Below are 21,279 nucleotides of genomic sequence, written 5' to 3'. Positions count from 1 at the left end.
CGGTGCCCCGCTTGCGCCCGCCCGGCAGGCAAAGCCCCGGACGAAAAAAAACCGCCTCGCGAAGGAGGCGGTTGGGTGGCGAAACCGGCCGCTCAGATGTGCTGATCGGTGGACGGCTTCTCCCACAGGTTCACGCCGCCTTCGGTCGCATAGCGGTCGATCTCGGCGAGTTCTTCCGCCGAGAATTCGAGGTTCTTCAGCGCCGCGACGTTCTCGCGCACCTGCTCCGCGCGGCTCGCGCCGATCAGCGCCGAGGTCACGCGGCCGCCGCGCAGCGTCCAGGCAATCGCCATCTGCGCAAGACTCTGGCCGCGGCGCAGCGCGAGGTCGTTGAGCTTGCGCACGTGCCCGATGTTCTCGGGGCTCAGGTGCTCGCCCTTGAGCGAGCCGCCGCCCGGACGGTTCACGCGCGCATCCTCCGGCACGCCGTTCAGGTACTTGTTCGTGAGCAGCCCCTGCGCGAGCGGCGTGAACGCGATGCTGCCCGCGCCCACCTCGTCGAGCGTGTCGAGCAGTCCGTGCTCGATCCAGCGGTTCAGCATGTTGTACGACGGCTGGTGAATGAGCAGCGGCACCTTGTATTCGGCGAGCAGCTTCGCCATTTCGCGCGTTTTCGCGGGCGAATACGACGAGATGCCGACATAGAGCGCCTTGCCCTGCTGCACGGCCGTGGCGAGCGCACCCGCCGTTTCCTCTAGCGGCGTTTCCACGTCGAAGCGGTGCGAATAGAAGATGTCGACGTAGTCGAGGCCCATGCGCTTGAGGCTCTGGTCCAGGCTCGCGAGCACGTACTTGCGCGAGCCGCCGCCCTGGCCGTACGGGCCCGGCCACATGTCCCAGCCCGCCTTGGACGAGATCAGCAGTTCGTCGCGGTAAGGCCGGAAGTCGTCCTTGAAGATGCGGCCGAAGTTGGTTTCGGCGCTGCCGTACGGCGGGCCGTAGTTGTTCGCGAGGTCGAAGTGGGTGATGCCGAGATCGAAGGCGGTGCGCAGGATCTCGCGCTGGGTGGAAATCGGCGTGGTGTCGCCGAAGTTGTGCCACAGACCGAGTGAAAGCGCGGGCAGCTTGAGCCCCGACTTGCCGCAAAAGCGGTACTGCATGTCCGAATAGCGTTCAGATGCTGCTTCGTAGGCCATGGTCTGGATCCTCGGCAAAAACGGGTAGTGGGCGTAGGAGGTGCGCAACGCGCCGTGCGGCGCGCCGCGCTCGTGAGGCAGCTATGTTAGCCAATCCGCCCCGGTTGCGCAGATGCCCACTATGCGGGAAATGCGCGGGAAGGGCGTGGGAACGGTGCCTGAAAAGCCGCCCCCTGGACGCGCCGCAGCCACTCGCCTACACTGCGGCGTCCATCCTTTGCGAGGGGTTGTTCATGGTTAAAGTGGTTTCGATCGCGCTCATCGCCTGCGGCGTCGTCCTGCTGTACTTCGGCGGCCAGTCGCTCCATTCGTTCGCGAACGACATGTCGCGCCTCTTTACCGGCGCGCCCACCAATCGCACGATCATCCTGATCGGCGGCGGCATCGCCGCCACGCTCGCGGGCGTCACCGGACTCACGATGTCGGGGCGGCGGCGTTGATCCGCCTTTAGTTGATCCACCGTTGTTGATCCACCGCTGTTGATCCAACGTTAATCAGGCGTCGTTCGGACAACGCAGCGTCGCCTCAAAGCTTCACTTCAGGCTTCGCTGCCGAGCGCGTGCCCGGCAGCGGCACGTTGCTCGCGCCGTGATAGGTGAAGACGAGCGAGAACTTCACCTGGTCGCTCTGGTTCTGCCCCGCCGAATGCAGCGTGTTGCAGTGGAAGAACACGACGTCGCCCGCGTTGAGCGTCGGCGCAATCGCCTGGTCGATCCACGCGCGGTTCTCGGGCAGGTCCGCGCGGAAGAATTTCGCCGCGTCGAACCGCTCCGAGGTGAACGGCGCATCGTGCGAGCCCGGCACGAACCACAGGCCGCCGTTTTCCATTTTCTCCGGCCCGAGCGCGAGCCACACCGAAACGAGGTCGTCGCGCTCGAACGACCAGTAGCGCACGTCGCGGTGCCAGCCCGTCAGGCTGCCGTAGTGCGGGTGCTTCGTCATCATGCAGTTGTGATGCGCGCGCGAAAGAAAGGGCTCCTCGCCGAAATACAGCTCCATCCAGCCCGCAATCTCAGGCGAGGTGGCCCACTCGCGATACAGCGCGTGGCGCGAGTACGCGTCGAGCAGGCGGCGCACCGTATGGCCGCCGGGCGCGTCCTTCGATTCGGGCGCGCCGGGGTAGCGCAAGTCGGCTTCGAATTCCAGCGGCGCGGCGGCCGCCTCCAACTGCTCCTGCGCGACCCGCTTGATCGCCTCGCAGCGCTCAGGTGAGACGAGCCCCGGCACCACCACGAAACCGCGTTCGCGCAGCGCCTGCACCTGTTCTTTCTTTGAATGGACTGACATGGGACTTCCGTTATGCGATGCCTGCGGGGGCCGCGGCTTTCGTGCGTCGTTTTCTCCGACCATACCGCCACGGCGTCGGCGCGCGCCGACGTTCCGATTGTAAAGCGTGCAGGCACGCCGGGAAGCGCCACCGGGTCGCGCCGCGTGGCCCTGGCCGCGCACGTCAATGGCGCGCGCGCACCGCCATGAGGACAAAGGGCGCGATCGCCTGCATCAAAGCGGCGCGGGGGCGGGTATTAACCGACTTTCTGCCGTCATCAATCGCGTGTAGTCTGTCGCGCATGTTGTTTCCAATCGCTGAACGCTCATCGCACGTGCGGATCGCCGTGAACGCCTTGCCGCACAAGGCGCTCCAACAGAAGAATCCGTCCCGTCGCGTCTTACGCCGCGCCCTGCGGCCCGTCTGCCGTCCGCCCATATCGTGACGACCTCGAAGACAGGCACGTTTGCTGCTCGATGCAAAGCGTCGCGCAAGGCGCACCTCGAACCCGATTCCGCAACCGCCATGCATACCCTTTTCGATACCCATCGCATGACCCACGCCGCCCACACTGCCCTGAAGGCTGCCCGCCCCGCCCGTCGCCACGTGGTGCGCGCCCTGCGCCACCACGCCGCCCGCACGCGCGCGCTCGCACAACAGGTGCGGGAAGTGAAGCCCGTCGACAACATGCGCACGTGGTTCCACTCGTTCTTCGCCGTGCTGCGCCTGCGCTCGGGCTCGCGCCACTTCTCGCTGCGCACGCTGCTGTATCGTCCGAATGCCACGCTGCGCTCGCTCGCGGCGCCTTCCACGGTTCATACCGCGCGCAATCCGCGCCGGCCGCGCCGCATGACGTCCGGCAGCGCAGGCTGGTTCGGCTTCGCGATGCGCTAAAGCCCACTAAGGCCCGCTAGAGCCCGATAAAGCCCACTAAAACCAGCAGGGCCGGGCGCAGTCCCAAAACAAAAAACCCCGCACGGGCTTGCGCCCTGCGGGGTTTTTCTTCGCAACGACCGGCGTGGCCGCCGGTCATCGCGATGCGTGCTTGCGCAGGCTCAGGCCAGCGCGCCCACCGGCTCCGTGCCGGCGGCTTCGGCCAGTGCGAGCGCGCGGTCCGTGGCTTCCCACGAGAATTCCGGCTCTTCGCGGCCAAAGTGGCCGTAAGCGGCGGTCTTTTCGTAGATCGGGCGCAGCAGGTCGAGCATCTGGATAATGCCCTTCGGACGCAGATCGAAGTGTTCGCGCACGAGCTTCGTGATGGTCGCGTCCGAGACCTTGCCGGTGCCGAACGTGTTGACCATGACCGAGGTCGGCTCGGCCACGCCGATCGCGTACGACACCTGGATCAGGCAGCGCGACGCGAGGCCGGCGGCCACGATGTTCTTCGCGACGTAACGGCCGGCGTAGGCAGCCGAACGGTCCACCTTCGACGGGTCCTTGCCCGAGAACGCACCGCCGCCGTGCGGGGCTGCGCCGCCGTACGTGTCGACGATGATCTTGCGGCCCGTGAGACCGCAATCGCCCTGCGGGCCGCCGATCACGAAGCGACCGGTCGGGTTCACGAGGAATTTGATGTCGCCCTTGATGAGTTCGGACGGGAGAACCGGCTTGATGACTTCCTCGATCACCGCTTCGCGCAGCGTGGCCAGATCGATGTCCGGCGAGTGCTGCGTGGAGAGCACGACCGTGTCGATGGCGTGCGGCTTGCCGTCGACGTAGCGCACGGTGACCTGCGACTTGGCGTCCGGGCGCAGCCAGGGCAGACGGCCGTCACGGCGCAGGTTCGACTGGCGCTCGACCAGGCGGTGCGAAAGGTGGATCGGCAGCGGCATCAGCTCGGGCGTTTCGTCGCACGCATAGCCGAACATCAGGCCCTGGTCGCCTGCACCTTGATCGAGGTTGTTATCGTGCGCGCGGTCCACGCCTTGAGCGATGTCCGGCGACTGCTTGTCGTAAGCGACGAGCACCGCGCAGCCGCGGTAGTCGATGCCGTAGTCGGTGTTGTCGTAGCCGATGCGCTTGATCGTGTCGCGCGCGACCTGGATGTAGTCGACGTTTGCCGTGGTGGTGATTTCACCGGCGAGCACGACGAGACCCGTGTTGCACAGCGTTTCCGCTGCAACGCGCGAGTACTTGTCTTGCGTCAGGATGGCGTCGAGGATCGCGTCCGAGATCTGGTCAGCGACCTTGTCCGGGTGGCCTTCGGAAACGGATTCGGAAGTGAAGAAATAGTCGTTTGCCACGTGTCAGGCTCCTGTAGCTGGTGACGGTTGATGTTCACGTAGCCAGCTTCGGGAGCTTTGAAGCGGCGACGCTTTAGCGGATTTGCTGCCCGGTTGTCAGTCTGCGTCTGTCTATAAGACCCAGTGACCGACCTCCGGCTTCGCCCCGCAAGTTGTCTATTAACTCGGCGAAGCCCTTATTATAGCGACTTCCTTAAATTGTCGCAGAGTCCCCCCGCGTGCCGTCCGTCGCCTTCCCCACAGTTCGCAAGCCTTGCCGCGGAGTCGCCGCATGCTAGGCAAGCTCGGCTCCCGCTTCGCCATCGGCTTGCTCAAGCTGTTCGCGATCCTGCCCTATGGTTTCGTCGCCCGCCTGGGCGACGGGCTCGGCTGGCTCCTCTACAAGATCCCGAGCAGCCGCAAGCGCGTCGTGCATACCAACCTGCGCCTGTGCTTTCCCGAATGGAGCGACGAAAAGCGCGAGGAAGTAGCGGGGCTGCACTTCCGTCACGCCATTCGCAGCTACATGGAGCGCAGCGTGCAATGGTTCGGCTCGGCGAAGAAGCTCGAAAAGATCGTGGAGCTCGACAGCGAGATCGATCTCACCGATCCGAACCTGCCGCCCACCCTCTTCCTCGGCCTGCATTTCGTGGGCATCGAGGCCGGCTCCATGTTTCTCAACTACTCGCTGCACCGCCCGTGCGGCTCGCTCTACCAGCCGTTTTCGAACCCCGAGTTCGAAGCGGCCGCGAAGGCCGGCCGCAGCCGCTTCGGCGCCGAGATGGTGAGCCGCGCGGACAGCGCGCGCGCCGTGCTGCGCTGGCTGCGCGACAAGAAGCCCGTGATGCTCGGCGCGGACATGGACTACGGCATGCGCAATTCCGCGTTCGTGCCCTTCTTCGGCGTGCCCGCGTGCACGCTCACGGCCGTCGGGCGTCTTGCGAAAGTAGGGCATGCGCAGGTCGTGCCGTTCATCGGCGAGGTGCTGCCCAATTACAAGGGTTATCGGCTGAAAGTGTTCAAACCTTGGGAAAATTATCCGACCGGCGACGACGAGCTCGACGCGCGCCGGATGAACGCCTTCCTCGAAGAACAGATTCCGCGCATTCCCGAGCAGTACTACTGGGTCCACAAGCGCTTCAAGACGCGGCCGCCGGGCGAACCGAGCGTGTATCGCTGAAAGATGCGCTGAAAGATGCGCCCACGAATGCACCCACAAGCGAGGCCCGGGTTTTCGCCCTGGCCTCGCTTACAATAACGGCATGAAACTCAAATTCACCAAGATGCACGGCGCGGGCAACGACTTCGTCGTGCTCGACGGCTACAGCCAGGACCTCGCGCTCACGCCCGAGCGCGTGCGCGCGCTCGCCGACCGCCACTTCGGCATTGGCGCGGACCAGCTGCTGATCGTCGAGAAGCCGACCGTGGATGGCGTCGACTTCCGCTATCGCATCTTCAATTGCGACGGCGGCGAGGTCGAGCACTGCGGCAACGGCGCGCGCTGCTTCGTGAAATTCGTGCGCGAACGCAAGCTCACCGACTCGAACCGCGTGCGCGTGCAGGTGCAGAAGGGCACGATCACGCTCGTCGTGCAGGAAAACGGTGAAGTCGTGGTCGACATGGACCGCCCCGAGTTCGAACCGGCGCTCGTGCCGTTCGACGCCCAGGGCCTCGAAGGCCGCCGCGAGGGCAACGACACGCTCTGGCCGCTCGACGTGAATGGCGCGACGCGCTGGATTTCGGTCGTCTCAATGGGCAACCCGCACGCGGTGCAGGTGGTGGACGACGTCGAGGCCTACCCGGTGAAGGCCGAGGGCGCGATCATCGAAACGCACGCGCGCTTCCCGAACAAGGTGAACGCCGGTTTCATGCAGGTCGTCTCGCGCAGCGAAGTGAAGCTGCGCGTGTTCGAGCGCGGCGCGGGCGAAACGCTCGCGTGCGGCACGGGCGCGTGTGCGGCCGTGGCGGCCGGTATCCGCCGCGGGCTGCTCGACTCGCCCGTGAAGGTCCATACGCACGGCGGCGTGCTGACCATCGCCTGGGACGGCGCGCGCGACGAGTCCGCCGCGCTCACGATGGCAGGCCCGGCCACGACCGTGTTCGAAGGCGAGATCGAGCTGGCCGACTGAGTCCTGAAGGGACAGGCGGCCTTCGCCGGCGCGACCGATGCAGCAGCCGTCGCGCCGCACGCATACTGAATCGCATGACAGACTGCGCGTTTCTCATTGCATTGCGCGCGCCTCACAACTACAACGCGTCCACAACATGAACGATCGCGAAGTTGCCGACTATCTGCTCGCCCACCCCGACTTTTTCGTTGAGCATGCCGAACTGCTTGCGACGATCAAGCTCGGCAATCCGCACGGCAAGGCCGCCGTGTCGCTCCAGGAGCGCCAGATGGAGATGCTGCGCGAGAAGAACAAGCATCTCGAACGGCGTCTTTCGGAGCTGCTGCGCTACGGGCACGAGAACGACTCGATCGCCGCGAAGTTCAACCGCTGGACCACGCGCATGATCGCCGAGCGCGACCCGTACGCCCTGCCGCGCTCGATCACGCAGAATCTGCGCGACGTGTTCGACATGCCGCAGGCCGCGCTGCGCGTGTGGGACGTGGCCGAAGCCTACGCCCAGGCGGATTTCGCGCGCCACACGGGCGAGGAAGTACGCATTTTCGCGAGCAGCCTCGACACGCCCTATTGCGGCGCGAACACCGGCTTCGAGGCCGCGCAATGGCTCGACGCCAGCGACGGCGCGGCGCAGTCGGTCGCGATCATCGCGCTGCGCGCCCCTGTGGAAGCCTCGAACGACGCGCCGCAAAGCGACGCCTTCGGCCTGCTGGTGATGGGCTCGCCCGACTCGCGCCGCTTCCACGACGGCATGGCCACCGATTTCCTCACGCAGATCGGCGCGCTCGCGAGCGCGGCGCTCTCGCGCCTGCTGCCGCACTGACCGAAGCCGAAACCGAAGCCGCCCAACGTGAACCTGACCGATCCGATCGCCACCTACCTCGCGATGCTCGAACACGAGCGGCGGCTCTCGGTGCACACGTTGCGCGGCTATACGTACGAGCTCGACGAGCTCAAGAAGCTCGCCAACGGCAAGCCGCTCGAAACGGTCACGGCCGCGCAGGTGCGCGGCGCCGTGGCGCGCGCGCACGCGGGCGGCCTCTCGGCGCGCTCGATCGCGCACCGGCTCTCGGCGTGGCGCGCGTTTTATCGCTGGCTCGCGGGCCACATCGAACTCGATGCAAACCCGGTGGCCGCCGTGCGCGCGCCCAAGCGCGCGAAAACGCTGCCCAAGGCGCTTTCCGTCGACGACGCCGCGCAACTCATGGAAGCCCCCGCCATCGCCGGCGCGCAGGAAGGCGGCCCCGAAGCGCTGCGCGATCGCGCCATGCTCGAACTGTTCTACTCGTCGGGGCTGCGCCTCGCCGAACTCGTCGGCCTGGACGTGCGCTACGTGAAGCGCGACGGCTACGAATCGGCGGGCTGGCTCAAACGCGACGCCGCCGAAGTCGAAGTGCACGGCAAGGGCAACCGCCACCGCGCCGTGCCGGTCGGGCGCAAGGCGCTCGATGCGCTCGACGCGTGGCTCGCCGCGCGCGGCGCCTTCGTGAAGCACGACGACGCGCCGCTCTTTCTCTCCGTGCGCGGCAACCGCATGGCGCCGGGCGTGGTGCGCGAGCGCGTGAAGCGCGCCGCCATCGCGGCGGGCATTCCGGCGAACGTGCACCCGCACGTGCTGCGGCACTCGTTCGCCACGCACCTGCTGCAATCGAGCGGCGACCTGCGCGCCGTGCAGGAACTGCTCGGCCACGCGAGCATTTCGGCCACCCAGGTCTATACGTCGCTCGACTTCCAGCATCTCGCGAAGGTCTACGACACCGCGCATCCGCGCGCGAAAAAGCGCGACTGAAACGCCACGGCGCACGCGGCATGCAACGTCATGCGGCGCGCGCCGTCACCCTGTATCGAAGTCATCATGAATATCGTCACCCTCAAGCCGTCGAAAGAAAAATCCCTGTTGCGCCGTCATCCGTGGGTCTATGCCAACGCGATCGACCATGTGGAGGGCAAGCCCGCGCCCGGCGCGACCGTCATCGTGCGCTCGGCCGACGGCCGCTTTCTCGGGCGCGCCGCCTACAGCCCGCACTCGCAGATCCGCGCGCGCGTATGGAGCTTCGACGAAAACGAGCCGATCGACCACGCGTTCTTCAAGCGCCGCGTGCAGCGCGCCGTGGCCGACCGCCGCGCGATGGTGAGCGGCACGGGCGCGGTGCGCCTGATCTTCGGCGAGGCCGACGGCCTGCCGGGCCTGATCGTCGACTACTACATCGAAGACAGCGGTGATGTTGAGAAAGGCGGCCGCGGCCAGCTCGTGTGCCAGTTCATGGCCGCGGGCGTCGAGGCATGGAAAGCAGCGATCGTCGCCGCGCTCACGCAGGCAACGGGCTGCCCGAACGTGTACGAGCGCTCGGACGTGTCGATCCGCGAGAAGGAAGGGCTCGAACAGACCACCGGCCTGCTCGCCGGCGACGAGCCGCCCGCAACGATCATCACGAACGAAAACGGCGTGCGCTATCACGTGGACGTGCGCAACGGCCACAAGACCGGCTTCTACGTCGACCAGCGCGACAACCGCGCGCTCGTGCAGACGTATGCGCGCGAGCGCGACGTGCTCAACTGCTTCTGCTACACGGGCGGCTTCTCGCTCGCGGCCATGAAGGGCGGCGCGAAACGCGTGGTGTCGATCGACTCGTCGGGCGAGGCGCTCGCCACGGCGCAGAAGAACGTCGAGGCGAACGGCTTCGACGCCGCGCGCGCCACCTGGCTCGACGCCGACGCCTTCAAGACGCTGCGACGCCTCCACGACGAAGGCGAGCGCTTCGACCTGGTGGTGCTCGATCCGCCCAAGTTCGCGGCCTCGCGCGAGCACGTGGATCGCGCCGCACGCGCCTACAAGGACATCAACCTCACCGGTTTCAAACTGCTGCGCCCGGGCGGCCTCCTCTTCACGTACTCGTGCTCGGGGGCGATCGATTCGGCGCTGTTCCAGAAGATCGTAGCGGGCGCCGCTTCCGACGCCAGGGTGGACGCGCGCATCCTCAAGCGCCTTGGCGCGGGCGTCGATCACCCGCTGCTCACGGCGTTCCCCGAAGGCGAGTACCTGAAGGGCTTGCTGTTGCAAATCGCCTGAGCCGGCCTTATCTAGCCGGTTTCGGCGGCGCACAGCCGCGCATTTCGGGCCGCATGGTCGGTCCCCGAATCCGGGCGCGCCCGGCCATCTCATGCGTGCGCCGCGCAGATATGTTTCAATAGGAAGTTATGTTGTAACACTCGATGGCTGCGGGCGGGGCGCCCGGCAGCCGCCCGGCCCGAATACCTCGGCGCGCCAGCGTGCAACGCGGCACGCCGGAATGGACACCTCGAACACCTACCAGGCAGACAGCATGGCAACCAGCATGATTCCCGTCACCATCCTGACCGGCTTTCTCGGCAGTGGCAAAACCACGCTGCTCAAGCGCATCCTGAACGAAAAGCACGGCATGAAGATCGCCGTGATCGAGAACGAGTTCGGCGAAGAGAACATCGACAACGAAATCCTCGTGCAGGACAGCACCGAGCAGATCATCCAGATGAGCAACGGCTGCATCTGCTGCACGATTCGCGGCGACCTCGCGCGCGTGCTCGGCGACCTCGCGCAGCAAAAGCGCGACGGCAAGCTGGACTTCGACCGCGTGGTGATCGAAACCACGGGCCTCGCCAATCCGGGCCCGGTCGCGCAGACCTTCTTCATGGATAACGAGATCGCCGACGAATTCCTGCTCGACGCGATCATCACGCTCGTGGACGCCAAGCACGGCAACCATCAGCTCGACGAACACGAAGTGGTGCAGCGCCAGGTGGGTTTCGCCGACCGCATCTTCATCACGAAGGCCGACCTCGTCGACGAAAAGGAACTCGCCGACCTGCGCCACCGCGTGCTGCACATGAACCCGAAGGCTCAGATCCGCCAGGTGAATTTCGGCGAGGCCGACATCAAGGAAGTGTTCGACCTGCGCGGCTTCAACCTGAATGCCAAGCTCGAGATCGACCCGGACTTCCTCGCCGAAGACGATCACGCGCATCACGATCACGACCATGATCATGACCACGCGCATGATCACGATCATGATCACGATCACGCCGACTGCGACCACGATCACGGCAAGTGCACCCATGAAGGCCACGACCACGGCCACCACCATCACGCGCACCACGACGACAAGATCAAGTCGTTCGTGTACCGCAGCGACCGCCCGTTCGATCCGAATCGCCTGGAAGACTTCCTCGGCGGCATTCTTCAGATCTACGGCGAGCGCCTGTTGCGCTACAAGGGCGTGCTCTACATGAAGGGCGTGGACCGCAAGGTGGTGTTCCAGGGCGTGCACCAGATGATGGGCAGCGACCTGGCCGCCAAGTGGCTGCCGATCGAGAAGAAGAACAGCAAGATGGTGTTCATCGGCATCGAGTTGCCGCAGGATCTCATCACCGACGGCCTCGACGCCTGTCTCGCCTGACCAGATTCCGAGATTATTCTGATACGCCCGGCCCGCCGCCGGGCGTTTTCGTTTGGGCGCCCATGCCGTCTTTGCGCACAGCGCAACGGCCTCTTTCGGGTGTGCGCGTCAAATAACGTACCCGACCATCGCTTTTTCACGATTGGCGCGTTATATTTTCTGGATATCGCCGGGTACGCAAACGGGTCAGTCAATGGCGACGCCGCCGCAGGGATTTCCCGCTTGCGGTCTAAGTTTGCGGTTCGGTTACAATACGGCCCCACTGGAAGAGAGGCGCCCCGGAATTCGCCGAGGGTTCGCCCCGCCGGCAGCGCAACGGTCGCAGCGCGCAGTCGGTACGAAATATGCCTCAGGAGCATCTGAAGACCGGTTTCCAGAGGAGTTCGGCCCCGCAGCGGCGCTTCGGCGTCACGACAGATCATCGTCCGTGCCCGTCAGCGCGCACATCGGCGCGGTAAGTGCGCCTGGCAAGGTGGTAAAGGCCACTGCGGGCAACACAAAAGTGCAGGCAAGATGTGCCTGTTTTGCCTCACTCATTGAAGAAGCAAGCCAGATGACGACGACACGACTCTTGACCGAAGCCGAAATCCTGAAGATGAGCGACAAGGATTACATGAACGAGGATCAGCTCGCCTTCTTCAAGAACCGGCTCGAACAGCTGCAAGCGGAAATTCTCCGCAATGCGGGCCAGACCACTGAGAATCTGCGCGAAACCGTGATCGTTCCCGATCCGGCCGACCGCGCGACGATCGAAGAAGAGCACGCGCTCGAACTGCGCACGCGCGACCGCGAGCGCAAGCTGCTCAAGAAGGTGCAGCAATCGCTCGCGCGCATCGACTCCGGCGACTACGGCTGGTGCGAGGAAACGGGCGAGCCGATCGGCATTCCGCGTCTGCTCGCGCGCCCGACCGCCACGCTCTCGCTCGAAGCGCAGGAGCGCCGCGAGCTGCGCCAGAAGCTGTTCGGCGATTGAGCTTTTTCCCGGCCGCGAAAGCCTGCTTTCGCGGCTAGCGACTTGCCTTCCCTGTCGAAGCGCACGGAGCCCCGTGCGCTTTTTTCTTTTGCGCGCCGCCCCGCCGACGCGCCTTCCTCGCCGGGCGCGAACGCCCATTCCTGCACGCTTTCCTGAGCGCTTGCGGTCAGGCCGCCGCGAGCTTTTCTGCTCGTGCGGGCCTTGATATGCCTCACGCCGCCCTAAACTCATACCGACACGCGCTCGCTGCGCGCCGTGCAGGCGCGCGCAACGCACCCGGATTCAGGGCGGCGGCGACCGGAAACCACGGGCGCCGCGCCCACCCGAAAGCGGCAGGCATTCCACCTTCGCATCCAACCCGGCATCAACGGTAAAAAGGAACGCACATGGAGCAATTTCACGGCACGACGATCGTTTCCGTGCGGCGCGGCGACAAGGTCGCGCTCGGCGGCGACGGCCAGGTCACGCTCGGCAACATCGTCATGAAGGGTGGCGCGAAGAAGGTCCGGCGCATTTACGGCGGCAAGGTCATGGTCGGCTTCGCCGGCGGCACCGCCGACGCGTTCTCGCTGCTCGACCGCTTCGAAGCCAAGCTCGAAAAGCATCAGGGCAACCTCACGCGCGCGGCCGTCGAGCTCGCGAAAGACTGGCGCACCGACCGCATGCTGCGCCGCCTCGAAGCCATGCTGATCGCCGCCGACGCCAGCACCACGCTCGTCATCACCGGCAACGGCGACGTGCTCGATCCCGAAGGCGGGATCTGCGCGATCGGCTCGGGCGGCGCGTATGCGCAAGCCGCAGCAAAGGCGCTCGTCGACAACACCGACCTCTCGCCGCGCGAGATCGTCGAAAAGTCGCTCGAAATCGCGGGCGACATGTGCATCTACACGAATCACAACCGCGTGATCGAAACCATCGAGTAACCCGCCGGACAGACGAGAAGGAATCAGGATGAGCACCATGACCCCCGCCGAGATCGTCTCGGAACTCGACAAGCACATCATCGGCCAGGCGAACGCAAAGAAGGCCGTGGCCGTCGCGCTGCGCAACCGCTGGCGCCGCCAGCAGGTCGCCGACCCGCTGCGCCAGGAAATCACGCCGAAAAACATCCTCATGATCGGGCCGACGGGCGTCGGCAAGACCGAAATCGCGCGGCGTCTCGCCAAACTCGCCGATGCGCCGTTCATCAAGATCGAAGCGACCAAGTTCACCGAAGTAGGCTACGTGGGCCGCGACGTGGACAGCATCGTGCGCGACCTCATCGAGATTTCGGTGAAGCAGACGCGCGAAACGGAAATGCGCAAGGTGCGCAGCAAGGCCACCGACCAGGCCGAGGACCGCATCCTCGACGTCTTGCTGCCCAGCGCGCGCCCCGTGGGCTTCGGTTCGTCGGACGCCACGAGCCACGCCGAAGGCAGTGACAACGCCACGCGCCAGACCTTCCGCAAGCGCCTGCGCGAAGGCGCGCTCGACGACAAGGAAATCGAGCTCGACGTCGAGCAGCCGCAGGTGGGCATGGACATCATGGGGCCGCCGGGCATGGAAGACATGACCGAGCAGATCCGCTCGATGTTCGCGAACCTCGGCGGCGGCAAGAAAACGCGCCGCAAGGTGAAGGTCAAGGAAGCCCTGAAGCTGCTGACCGATGAAGAAGCCGGCAAGATGCTCAACGACGAAGAGGTCAAGCAAAAGGCCGTGCAGAACGTCGAGCAGAACGGCATCGTGTTCCTCGACGAAATCGACAAGATCGCCTCGCGCAACAACGAAGGCAGCGGCGGCGAAGTTTCGCGCCAGGGCGTGCAGCGCGATCTGCTGCCGCTCGTGGAAGGCACAACCATCAATACGAAGTACGGGATGGTCAAGACCGACCACATCCTGTTCATCGCGAGCGGCGCGTTCCATCTCGCGAAGCCGAGCGACCTGATTCCCGAACTGCAAGGCCGCTTCCCGATTCGCGTGGAACTCGATTCGCTCTCCGTGAAGGACTTCGAAGCGATTCTCGTCGCCACCGACGCGAGCCTCGTGAAGCAGTATCAGGCGCTGCTCGCCACCGAAGACGTGCAGCTCGATTTTGCCGAAGACGGCATTCGCCGCCTCGCGGAAATCGCCTTCTCGGTCAACGAGAAGACCGAGAACATCGGCGCGCGGCGTCTCTATACGGTTATCGAGAAGCTGCTGGAAGACGTGTCGTTCGCGGCCGGCAATCACGCGGGCCAGAGCGTGACGATCGACGCGGCCTATGTGGACAAGGCACTCGGCGAAGTGGCCCAGGACGAAGACCTGTCGCGTTACGTGCTCTAAGCGCGCCGTATCAGCCATTGACCATAGGCCATGAAAAAGGGACCCCGCGGGGTCCCTTTTTCGTTGGCGCGCTTCACTGGCGCACGGGGCGCTTCGCGAGCTTGCGCTGTAGCGTGCGCCGGTGCATGTTGAGCGCGCGCGCCGTGGCCGAAATATTGCCGTTGTGCTCGGCCAGCACGCGCTGGATGTGCTCCCATTCGAGGCGCGCGACCGACAGCGGCGCCGGGTGCTCGATGGCCTCCTCGGCTTGCATCGCGCTCGCGTCGCTTTGCAGTGCAGAGAGAATCATCTCGACGTTCGCGGGCTTGGCCAGATAGTTGTCCGCGCCGTCTTTCACGGCCTGCACGGCCGTTGCGATGCTGGCGTAGCCGGTCAGCACGAGCATGCGTGCGTCGGGCTGCAACTCGCGCAGCGGCGCGATGAGCGACAAGCCCGAATCGTTGCCGAGATGCAGGTCCACGGTGATCTGCGCGAACTTCTGCTGGTTGGCGAAGCGAATCGCCTCTTCCGCGTTGTGTGCCTGCTTCACCTCGAAACCGCGCCGCGTGAGACCGCGCGCGAGAATGTCGGAGAACACTTCGTCGTCGTCGATGACCAGAAAACTCATATCGCTCATGCCTATTTCTCCGTGTTGTTAGGCGGCGTCGGGCCGGGCCGGCCCCTCGCCTGATCCAATCTTCGAGGCCGTGGACGCTGCGCCTTCGCGCGCCGCCGCATTCGCCTCGCCCGCCTTGACCTGCTTCGCCGGCAAGCGCAACACCGCACGGGTGCCGCGCGGCTTGCGCGCGCGAGCGCCGCCGGCGTGCCCTGCCGTTGCACTGCCGCCCGCCTCGGCCGACTGGCTGCCGGGCGGCGTGACGTCGTCGAGCACGATCGAGCCGCCGAGCCGGGCCGCCGACGAAAACGCCAGATACAGCCCGACGCCGTGGCCGCCCTGGGTGCTGTCCACCGGCGCGGCGCCGAGCGAGGTGCGCAACGATGCCGGAATGCCGGGCCCGGCGTCGCAGACTTCGAAATCGATGTAACCGGCGCGCGCAGTGGACGAGGCCCGCAAGGTCACGAAATCCCGGCTCGCGCGCGCCGCGTTGTCGAGCAGGATGGTGAGAATCTGGCCGACCGCCACGGTGTCGTCGAGGCTCAGGTCGCTCGGGCCGTTGTCGATGAGTTCGAACTTCACATGCGGATGACGCAGGCGCCACTGCTCGACGAACGGCCCGAGCCATTCGCTCACGACCTGGGGGCTGCCCGTGGCGGACGCGCGGCTCCTCAGCCGGGCGAGCGCCGAGGTGCACAGCGAGATCTGCTTGTCGAGCAGTTCGAGGTCGGCCGAGTAAGGCGCGAGCCCCTTGTCCGTGTGCGCCACGTCGCGCAGTTCCTCCGTGAGCATGGCGATGGTCGAGAGCGGCGTGCCGATCTCGTGCGCGACGGTGGCGGCCTGCACGCCGAGCGCGACGGCGCGCTCGTCGCGCAGGAGGCGCTGCTGCGCGTCGCCGAGCGCGGTGTCGCGCTGGCGCAGCGCGCGCGACATGCGCGCGACGAACCACACGATCAGGCACACGCTCACCATGAAGTTCACCCACATGCCCGCGCGATAGTAATCGAACAGGTTGGCGGGATTGTCGAGGTTGAGCGGCACGTTGTCGAAGCCAAGCAGTACGTAACAGGCCACGGCGAAGGTCGCGAGCCACGCGGTGAGATACCACGGCAGCACGGCGGCCGCGATGGCGAGCGACGGCAGGTAGAGCGAGACGAACGGATTGGTCGTGCCGCCCGACAGAAAGAGCAGTGCGGAAAGCGCGCCGAGATCGACCCAGAGCTGGCCGAACAGTTCGAGATCGGACTCGGGACGATCCTGCGTGACGCGCAGCCAGGTGACGCCGTTGAACGCCACTTCCATGGCGATCACGAACAGCATGGCAGGCAGCGGCAATTGCACGCCGATGAAGAGCTGCACGAACGCAATCGTGCAGAGCTGGCCGATGATGGCGAGGCTGCGCAGCCAGAACAGATGGCTGAGGTTGACACGAGCACTGACGGTTATGCGATGCATGGCGTCAGTTTACCTGTTAGGAGTTGTCTGATTCATCATCTTGAAAAGGTCTGCTTCAATCTAGGTCATCCGCCGACTACATTCATTACGGCGCCCTCCGACAAAACAGCAAGACAGATGCACACCTCTCTTCCTGGTTCGCTGAAGCCCGTCCACGATCTTTTTCTTGATTTCGTCGATGCCGCCAGCGACGGCCAAAACGAAACCTCAGTGGCGCAAGCGTTGCTGGCCAGGGCTCGCGCCACGCTGCGCGACGTCGACGACGACACGCTCATGATCACGGCGGCGCGCGCCCAGAACCCGGCGCTGGCCAACGAGGCCGTGCGCCTGTGCGCCGCGATGGCAAGACTCGCGCCGGAGCGGGCCGCCGCCTGGTTCGCCGCCGGGCTTGCGCTTCAGTTCGCAAACCGGCACGCCGACGCGGTGGAACCTTACCGCCGCGCGCTCGCCATCGCGCGAACGTTTCCAAATCTGCGCAACAATCTCGCATCAGCTTTGATCCAAATCAAATCTGATCACGATCAAATCATCGCGCTACTCAACGAAACCGTCGCGGCCGAACCCGGCAATGCGAACGCCTGGATCAACCTCGCTCACCTGTTCCCAACCGATACCGACGTGGCGCGCCCGCTCACGGCAAGCCGCCGCGCGCTGGCGCTCGTGCCGCACAGTCCGCTCGCCCTGAACAACTACGCGATGGCATGCAAGGAAGCGCAACAGTGGGACGAGGCCGAGCGTGCCGCGCGCGGCGCCTGCCAGTATGCGCCCAACGACGCTTCGGCACGCCTGAACCTGTCGATGATCCAGCTGCTGCGCGGCAACTATGCCGAAGGCTGGCCCGGACACGAGCTGCGCTGGCAAGGGGCGAGCGAGCTGGCCTCGGGCCGCCCGGTGTTCCCGAAACCCGAATGGCGCGGCGAGCCGCTCGCGGGCCGCACGTTGCTGGTGTGGGGCGAACAGGGCATGGGCGACCTGCTCCAGTTCTGCCGATACGTGCCGATGCTCGCCGAGCGCGTGCATCGCGAGGGCGGACGGCTCGTCTGGAATTCGTTCCCGCAGATGGGCAAGCTGCTCGTGCGCAGTCTCGGCGCCCAGTGCGATCTCTATTGCGCGGGCGGGCCGGTCGAATCCTTGCCGCCCTACGACTGCGAAGTCTCGCTCCTGAGCCTGCCGCTCCTCTTCGGCACCGATGAAGCGACGATCCCGGGCCCGGTGGGCTATCTGAAGCCCGATCCCGCAGCGGCCGCGCACTGGCGCGAGCGCCTCGCGGGCGAGAAGCGCCTGAAGGTCGGGCTTGCCTGGACCGGCAGTCTCACGCACAAGCGCAATCCGTTTCGCCGCGTCGAACTCGAGCGCTACCGCGAGCATTTCGGCGGCATCGAGGGCGTGGCGTTCTACTCGTTGCAGCCTGGCGCCGAGGCCGACGTGGCGGCCGCGCGCGCCGCGGGCTTCGAGGTGAGCGACTTCACCGCCCAGTGGCAGACCTTCGACGACACGGCAGCGTTCATCGACTCACTCGATCTCGTGATTTCGGTGTGCACGTCGAGCGCGCATCTTGCCGGCGCGCTAGGCAAGCGCACGTGGGCGCTGCTGGACGTGAATCCGCATTGGGTCTGGCAACTGGAGCGGCGTGACAGCCCGTGGTATCCCAATACGACGCTGTATCGGCAGAAGGCGTTCAGGCAGTGGGAGCCGGTGCTCGACGAGGTGAGCGCCGATCTCGCGGCGCTCGCGCTGGGTATACAGTCCGGTGCGCGGTCCGGCACACCATTCAGCGCTTGAGTCCCCCGCCGGTCGGCGCCCCGCCCGCTGCCGGGGCCGCCGCCGCGGCGAGGCATTCGGGGCACAGGCATCGCCCGCGCGGGTCGAGCGCGTTCGCGGGCAAGGCAGGCAGCGACTTGCACCAGCAGTCGAAGGGTTCGGTGTTGCGGCCGCAGTCGAAGCTGTTGCCGCAACGCGGGCAACGGGCGCTTTTCATGCCGGTGCCGGGCATGGCGGAGGCGGTCATGGCGCGCTCCTCTCGAAGCCGGGAACCGGCGACAGCGAAATGATGCCACATCCCGGCCGCGGCCCGGTTTCGGCCCTGGTTTCGGCCCTGGTTGCAGCCCAGCAGTGGCCTCGTTGTAGCGTCGTCGCCGGCCCGTCCCCGGAGCGCGCCCGCCCCCTTCCTGCCCCGTCCCGCCTGCGTGTTGCACATGCGCGCCGGTACTCGTCGTTTTCCCTGTTGCACCGCGCCAGTCCTGTACAATCCGGCCTGTTTCGACCGTTTTGCGGCCGCGCTTTTCGTCCGCGGATCTTCGTCCGCGCGTTTCGTCTGTTTTTCGTCCTGTCTCCGCCGCCATGTCCGAGCCCATCGACCTTTCGCAGATCGCACCCACCCTGAAAGCCGAAATTCTGGCCGAGGCGCTGCCTTATATCCGCCAGTACCACGGCAAGACCGTCGTCATCAAGTACGGCGGCAACGCCATGACCGAAGAGCGCCTGAAGCAGGGCTTCGCGCGCGACGTCATCCTGCTCAAGCTCGTGGGCATCAACCCGGTCATCGTGCACGGCGGCGGCCCGCAGATCGACACGGCGCTCAAGAAGATCGGCAAGCAAGGCACCTTCATCCAGGGCATGCGCGTGACCGACGAGGAAACCATGGAAGTCGTCGAGTGGGTGCTCGGCGGCGAGGTGCAGCAGGACATCGTCACGCTCATCAACCACTTCGGCGGCCATGCGGTCGGCCTGACCGGCAAGGACGGCGGCCTGATCCACGCGCGCAAGCTGATGATGCCGGACCGCGACAACCCCGGTCAGTACGTCGACATCGGCCAGGTGGGCGAGGTCGATGCGATCAACCCGGCGGTCGTGAAGGCGCTCCAGGACGACGCGTTCATTCCCGTGATCTCGCCGATCGGCTTCGGTGAAGACGGTCTCTCGTACAACATCAACGCCGACCTCGTGGCGGGCAAGCTCGCCGTGGTGCTCAACGCCGAGAAGCTCGTCATGATGACGAACATCCCCGGCGTGATGGACAAGGCGGGCAACCTGCTCACCGACCTCTCGGCCCGCGAGATCGACGCGCTTTTCGAAGACGGCACGATTTCGGGCGGCATGCTGCCGAAGATCTCGTCGGCGCTCGACGCCGCCAAGAGCGGCGTGCGTTCGGTGCACATCATCGACGGCCGCATCGAGCACTCGGTGCTGCTCGAAATCCTGACCGAACAGCCGTTCGGCACGATGATCCGCTCGCACTGAGCGGCCGCCCACCGGCGGCGGCCGTGCGCCGCCGCCGCGCCTCACATCCCCGATGACCGACTCCAGCACCCACGCCAGGCACGCCCGGCGCCGGCCGCGACGCGTCGCCCACGCACCGGGCACGCCGGTCTGGCTGTTCGACCTCGACAACACGCTGCACAACGCGTCGCGCGCGATCTTCCCGGCCATCAACGCCGGCATGACGCAGTACATCATCGACGCGCTCGGCGTGAGCCGCGACGAAGCCAATCACCTGCGCACGAGCTACACGCATCGTTACGGCGCGACGCTGCTCGGCCTCGCGCGCCATCATCCGGTCGATCCGCACGACTTCCTCAAGGTCGTGCACACCTTCGACGACCTGCACGCCATGCTGCACGCCGAGCGCGGGCTCGCCCGCCTGCTTGCCGCGCTGCCGGGCCGCAAGATCGTGCTGACGAACGCGCCCGAGACCTACGCGCGCGCCGTCCTCGCGGCGCTCGGCATCGAGCGGCTGTTCGAGCGCGTGATCGCGATCGAAAACATGCGCTCGCGCACCCACTGGCGCGCCAAGCCCGACCGCGCGATGCTGCGCGGCACGCTGCGCCGGGCGGGCGTGGCGCTCGCCGACTCGATCCTCATCGAAGACACGCGCGGCCACCTCAAGCGCTACCGGCGCCTCGGCATCCGCACCGTGTGGATCACCGGGCATTTGCCGGCGCACTTGCCGGGCACCGGGCGGCCTCACTATGTCGATCGTCGCATTCGTTCGCTAAAATCCCTGAAACCAGGCCTGTAGTCGGGACGCTCGAAGTCGCAACGGGGGAGCCTCTCAGGGCCTAAGCCAGGGACGATATCCATGCAGCCGACACAAACGCGTGAAGCAGTCGAAGCAGCAGAATCGCCGGGCGCGGCCCGCCGCGCCCCCCGCCCGAAGCCGGGCGAACGCCGTATCCACATTCTCCAGACGCTCGCCTCCATGCTCGAGGCGCCGCGCGGCGAGAAAATCACCACCGCCGCGCTGGCCGCCCGCCTGGGCGTTTCCGAGGCGGCGCTCTACCGTCATTTCGCGAGCAAGGCCCAGATGTACGAGGGCCTGATCGACTTCATCGAGCAGACGCTGTTCGGGCTCATCAACCAGATCGTCGAGAAAGAGCCGAGCGGCGTCCTCCAGGCGCGCGCCATCGCGCTGATGCTCGTCAACTTTTCCGCACGCAACGCGGGCATGACCCGCGTTTTGACCTGCGAAGCCCTTGTGGGCGAGCACGAGCGGCTCGCCGAGCGCGTGAACCAGATGCTCGATCGCGTCGAGGCGTCGCTGCGCCAATGCCTGCGCGTTGACCTCGCTCAGGAAGCCGAGCGCAAAGCGTTTTCAGGGTCAGACCGCGTCGACGCGAAGGCCGCGTCCAAGGGGTACGATCCAACCGTCCGTGCGAATCTGGTCGTGCGCTACGTGATTGGCTGCTGGCATCGTTATGCGCAAAGCGGCTTCACGCGCTCGCCGGGCGAGCACGCCGACGAGCAGATCCGCATCATCCTCCAGTAGCGCGGC

22 protein-coding genes are annotated in these 21,279 nt (G+C 65.9%); 15 read left to right on the top strand and 7 right to left on the bottom strand.

Going from position 1 to position 21,279, the window contains the following annotated elements:
• Nucleotides 1-92: 92 nt before the first annotated feature.
• On the bottom strand, nucleotides 93-1,136 hold the full coding sequence (mgrA, locus tag C7402_RS01605; RefSeq protein ID WP_112170132.1) for an L-glyceraldehyde 3-phosphate reductase: 1,044 nt from the start codon (nucleotides 1,134-1,136) through the stop codon (nucleotides 93-95).
• Between the two features lie 233 nt (nucleotides 1,137-1,369).
• On the opposite strand from mgrA, the gene C7402_RS01600 reads away from it, so the two are divergent.
• Nucleotides 1,370-1,576: a DUF3185 family protein gene (locus tag C7402_RS01600; RefSeq protein ID WP_112170131.1), complete on the top strand. Its 207-nt coding sequence runs from the start codon at nucleotides 1,370-1,372 to the stop codon at nucleotides 1,574-1,576.
• A gap of 85 nt (nucleotides 1,577-1,661) precedes the next feature.
• On the opposite strand, the gene C7402_RS01595 is transcribed toward C7402_RS01600, so the two are convergent.
• Nucleotides 1,662-2,423: a phytanoyl-CoA dioxygenase family protein gene (locus C7402_RS01595; protein ID WP_112170130.1), complete on the bottom strand. Its 762-nt coding sequence runs from the start codon at nucleotides 2,421-2,423 to the stop codon at nucleotides 1,662-1,664.
• Nucleotides 2,424-2,586: 163 nt separating this feature from the next.
• Complete coding sequence (locus C7402_RS46705; RefSeq protein WP_165841754.1) at nucleotides 2,587-2,952, bottom strand: hypothetical protein; 366 nt, start codon at nucleotides 2,950-2,952, stop codon at nucleotides 2,587-2,589.
• On the opposite strand from C7402_RS46705, the gene C7402_RS01585 reads away from it, so the two are divergent.
• Nucleotides 2,929-3,297 (top strand): hypothetical protein, encoded by a 369-nt coding sequence (locus C7402_RS01585; protein ID WP_112170128.1) that lies wholly within the window; start codon nucleotides 2,929-2,931, stop codon nucleotides 3,295-3,297. The genes C7402_RS46705 and C7402_RS01585 overlap by 24 nt on opposite strands.
• 161 nt (nucleotides 3,298-3,458) lie before the next feature.
• On the opposite strand, the gene metK is transcribed toward C7402_RS01585, so the two are convergent.
• Entirely contained in the window at nucleotides 3,459-4,646 is a 1,188-nt protein-coding gene (gene metK, locus C7402_RS01580; RefSeq protein WP_112170127.1) for a methionine adenosyltransferase, read from the bottom strand.
• A gap of 271 nt (nucleotides 4,647-4,917) precedes the next feature.
• Here metK and C7402_RS01575 point away from each other — a divergent pair, with 271 nt between their 5' ends.
• The 9 genes from C7402_RS01575 (at nucleotide 4,918) to hslU (ending at nucleotide 14,458) form a co-directional block, all read left to right on the top strand.
• The gene (locus C7402_RS01575; protein ID WP_112170126.1) at nucleotides 4,918-5,805 is read left to right on the top strand and encodes a lipid A biosynthesis lauroyl acyltransferase; all 888 of its coding nucleotides are present in this window, start codon (nucleotides 4,918-4,920) and stop codon (nucleotides 5,803-5,805) included.
• Nucleotides 5,806-5,887: 82 nt separating this feature from the next.
• Nucleotides 5,888-6,754, top strand: a complete 867-nt coding sequence (dapF, locus tag C7402_RS01570; protein ID WP_116609408.1) for a diaminopimelate epimerase — start codon at nucleotides 5,888-5,890, stop codon at nucleotides 6,752-6,754.
• A gap of 136 nt (nucleotides 6,755-6,890) precedes the next feature.
• Complete coding sequence (locus C7402_RS01565; RefSeq protein WP_112170124.1) at nucleotides 6,891-7,574, top strand: DUF484 family protein; 684 nt, start codon at nucleotides 6,891-6,893, stop codon at nucleotides 7,572-7,574.
• A gap of 63 nt (nucleotides 7,575-7,637) precedes the next feature.
• Nucleotides 7,638-8,540: a tyrosine recombinase XerC gene (xerC, locus tag C7402_RS01560; protein WP_244314731.1), complete on the top strand. Its 903-nt coding sequence runs from the start codon at nucleotides 7,638-7,640 to the stop codon at nucleotides 8,538-8,540.
• A gap of 66 nt (nucleotides 8,541-8,606) precedes the next feature.
• Nucleotides 8,607-9,821 (top strand): class I SAM-dependent rRNA methyltransferase, encoded by a 1,215-nt coding sequence (locus tag C7402_RS01555; RefSeq protein WP_116609407.1) that lies wholly within the window; start codon nucleotides 8,607-8,609, stop codon nucleotides 9,819-9,821.
• 265 nt (nucleotides 9,822-10,086) lie between these two features.
• Nucleotides 10,087-11,184: a CobW family GTP-binding protein gene (locus tag C7402_RS01550; protein WP_208948883.1), complete on the top strand. Its 1,098-nt coding sequence runs from the start codon at nucleotides 10,087-10,089 to the stop codon at nucleotides 11,182-11,184.
• Nucleotides 11,185-11,737: 553 nt separating this feature from the next.
• Nucleotides 11,738-12,157 (top strand): RNA polymerase-binding protein DksA, encoded by a 420-nt coding sequence (gene dksA, locus C7402_RS01545; RefSeq protein ID WP_112170121.1) that lies wholly within the window; start codon nucleotides 11,738-11,740, stop codon nucleotides 12,155-12,157.
• Between the two features lie 386 nt (nucleotides 12,158-12,543).
• Entirely contained in the window at nucleotides 12,544-13,080 is a 537-nt protein-coding gene (gene hslV, locus C7402_RS01540; protein WP_112170120.1) for an ATP-dependent protease subunit HslV, read from the top strand.
• 28 nt (nucleotides 13,081-13,108) lie between these two features.
• Nucleotides 13,109-14,458 (top strand): ATP-dependent protease ATPase subunit HslU, encoded by a 1,350-nt coding sequence (gene hslU, locus C7402_RS01535; protein ID WP_112170119.1) that lies wholly within the window; start codon nucleotides 13,109-13,111, stop codon nucleotides 14,456-14,458.
• Nucleotides 14,459-14,531: 73 nt separating this feature from the next.
• Here the strand turns inward: hslU and C7402_RS01530 are convergent, their stop codons facing one another.
• Complete coding sequence (locus C7402_RS01530) at nucleotides 14,532-15,074, bottom strand: response regulator transcription factor (RefSeq protein WP_112170118.1); 543 nt, start codon at nucleotides 15,072-15,074, stop codon at nucleotides 14,532-14,534.
• 18 nt (nucleotides 15,075-15,092) lie between these two features.
• Complete coding sequence (locus tag C7402_RS01525; RefSeq protein ID WP_116609406.1) at nucleotides 15,093-16,508, bottom strand: ATP-binding protein; 1,416 nt, start codon at nucleotides 16,506-16,508, stop codon at nucleotides 15,093-15,095.
• Between the two features lie 210 nt (nucleotides 16,509-16,718).
• Here C7402_RS01525 and C7402_RS01520 point away from each other — a divergent pair, with 210 nt between their 5' ends.
• Nucleotides 16,719-18,290: a tetratricopeptide repeat protein gene (locus C7402_RS01520; protein ID WP_308012645.1), complete on the top strand. Its 1,572-nt coding sequence runs from the start codon at nucleotides 16,719-16,721 to the stop codon at nucleotides 18,288-18,290.
• Here C7402_RS01520 and C7402_RS01515 read toward each other — a convergent pair.
• A complete protein-coding gene (locus tag C7402_RS01515) occupies nucleotides 18,280-18,516 on the bottom strand; it encodes a cysteine-rich CWC family protein (protein WP_112170115.1) in 237 nt (78 codons plus the stop codon). The two genes, C7402_RS01520 and C7402_RS01515, sit on opposite strands and share 11 nt — an antisense overlap.
• Nucleotides 18,517-18,848: 332 nt before the next feature.
• On the opposite strand from C7402_RS01515, the gene argB reads away from it, so the two are divergent.
• From argB to slmA, 3 genes are read left to right on the top strand one after another with little or no spacing between them, the layout of a single operon-like run.
• Nucleotides 18,849-19,748: an acetylglutamate kinase gene (argB, locus tag C7402_RS01510; RefSeq protein ID WP_112170114.1), complete on the top strand. Its 900-nt coding sequence runs from the start codon at nucleotides 18,849-18,851 to the stop codon at nucleotides 19,746-19,748.
• Nucleotides 19,749-19,800: 52 nt separating this feature from the next.
• Nucleotides 19,801-20,526: a pyrimidine 5'-nucleotidase gene (locus C7402_RS01505; protein WP_116609404.1), complete on the top strand. Its 726-nt coding sequence runs from the start codon at nucleotides 19,801-19,803 to the stop codon at nucleotides 20,524-20,526.
• A 60-nt stretch (nucleotides 20,527-20,586) separates the two neighbouring features.
• The gene (gene slmA, locus C7402_RS01500) at nucleotides 20,587-21,273 is read left to right on the top strand and encodes a nucleoid occlusion factor SlmA (protein WP_116609403.1); all 687 of its coding nucleotides are present in this window, start codon (nucleotides 20,587-20,589) and stop codon (nucleotides 21,271-21,273) included.
• Nucleotides 21,274-21,279 lie beyond the last annotated feature (6 nt).

It is taken from the genome of Paraburkholderia unamae, from assembly GCF_003096875.1.
Classification (GTDB): Bacteria; Pseudomonadota; Gammaproteobacteria; order Burkholderiales; family Burkholderiaceae; genus Paraburkholderia; species Paraburkholderia unamae.
Note: the sequence above shows the minus strand (reverse complement) of the source record. Positions and strands in the feature narration are given on the sequence as shown.

Excerpts from the sequence above, each read along its gene's own strand:
- mgrA (WP_112170132.1), bottom strand. The coding sequence starts at position 1,136 with ATGGCCTACGAAGCAGCATCTGAACGCTATTCGGACATGCAGTACCGC.
- C7402_RS01600 (WP_112170131.1), top strand. The coding sequence starts at position 1,370 with ATGGTTAAAGTGGTTTCGATCGCGCTCATCGCCTGCGGCGTCGTCCTG.
- C7402_RS01595 (WP_112170130.1), bottom strand. The coding sequence starts at position 2,423 with ATGTCAGTCCATTCAAAGAAAGAACAGGTGCAGGCGCTGCGCGAACGC.
- C7402_RS01585 (WP_112170128.1), top strand. The coding sequence starts at position 2,929 with ATGCATACCCTTTTCGATACCCATCGCATGACCCACGCCGCCCACACT.
- C7402_RS46705 (WP_165841754.1), bottom strand. The coding sequence starts at position 2,952 with ATGGGTATCGAAAAGGGTATGCATGGCGGTTGCGGAATCGGGTTCGAG.
- C7402_RS01575 (WP_112170126.1), top strand. The coding sequence starts at position 4,918 with ATGCTAGGCAAGCTCGGCTCCCGCTTCGCCATCGGCTTGCTCAAGCTG.
- dapF (WP_116609408.1), top strand. The coding sequence starts at position 5,888 with ATGAAACTCAAATTCACCAAGATGCACGGCGCGGGCAACGACTTCGTC.
- C7402_RS01565 (WP_112170124.1), top strand. The coding sequence starts at position 6,891 with ATGAACGATCGCGAAGTTGCCGACTATCTGCTCGCCCACCCCGACTTT.
- xerC (WP_244314731.1), top strand. The coding sequence starts at position 7,638 with ATGCTCGAACACGAGCGGCGGCTCTCGGTGCACACGTTGCGCGGCTAT.
- C7402_RS01555 (WP_116609407.1), top strand. The coding sequence starts at position 8,607 with ATGAATATCGTCACCCTCAAGCCGTCGAAAGAAAAATCCCTGTTGCGC.
- C7402_RS01550 (WP_208948883.1), top strand. The coding sequence starts at position 10,087 with ATGATTCCCGTCACCATCCTGACCGGCTTTCTCGGCAGTGGCAAAACC.
- dksA (WP_112170121.1), top strand. The coding sequence starts at position 11,738 with ATGACGACGACACGACTCTTGACCGAAGCCGAAATCCTGAAGATGAGC.
- hslV (WP_112170120.1), top strand. The coding sequence starts at position 12,544 with ATGGAGCAATTTCACGGCACGACGATCGTTTCCGTGCGGCGCGGCGAC.
- hslU (WP_112170119.1), top strand. The coding sequence starts at position 13,109 with ATGAGCACCATGACCCCCGCCGAGATCGTCTCGGAACTCGACAAGCAC.
- C7402_RS01530 (WP_112170118.1), bottom strand. The coding sequence starts at position 15,074 with ATGAGCGATATGAGTTTTCTGGTCATCGACGACGACGAAGTGTTCTCC.
- C7402_RS01525 (WP_116609406.1), bottom strand. The coding sequence starts at position 16,508 with ATGCATCGCATAACCGTCAGTGCTCGTGTCAACCTCAGCCATCTGTTC.
- C7402_RS01515 (WP_112170115.1), bottom strand. The coding sequence starts at position 18,516 with ATGACCGCCTCCGCCATGCCCGGCACCGGCATGAAAAGCGCCCGTTGC.
- argB (WP_112170114.1), top strand. The coding sequence starts at position 18,849 with ATGTCCGAGCCCATCGACCTTTCGCAGATCGCACCCACCCTGAAAGCC.
- C7402_RS01505 (WP_116609404.1), top strand. The coding sequence starts at position 19,801 with ATGACCGACTCCAGCACCCACGCCAGGCACGCCCGGCGCCGGCCGCGA.
- slmA (WP_116609403.1), top strand. The coding sequence starts at position 20,587 with ATGCAGCCGACACAAACGCGTGAAGCAGTCGAAGCAGCAGAATCGCCG.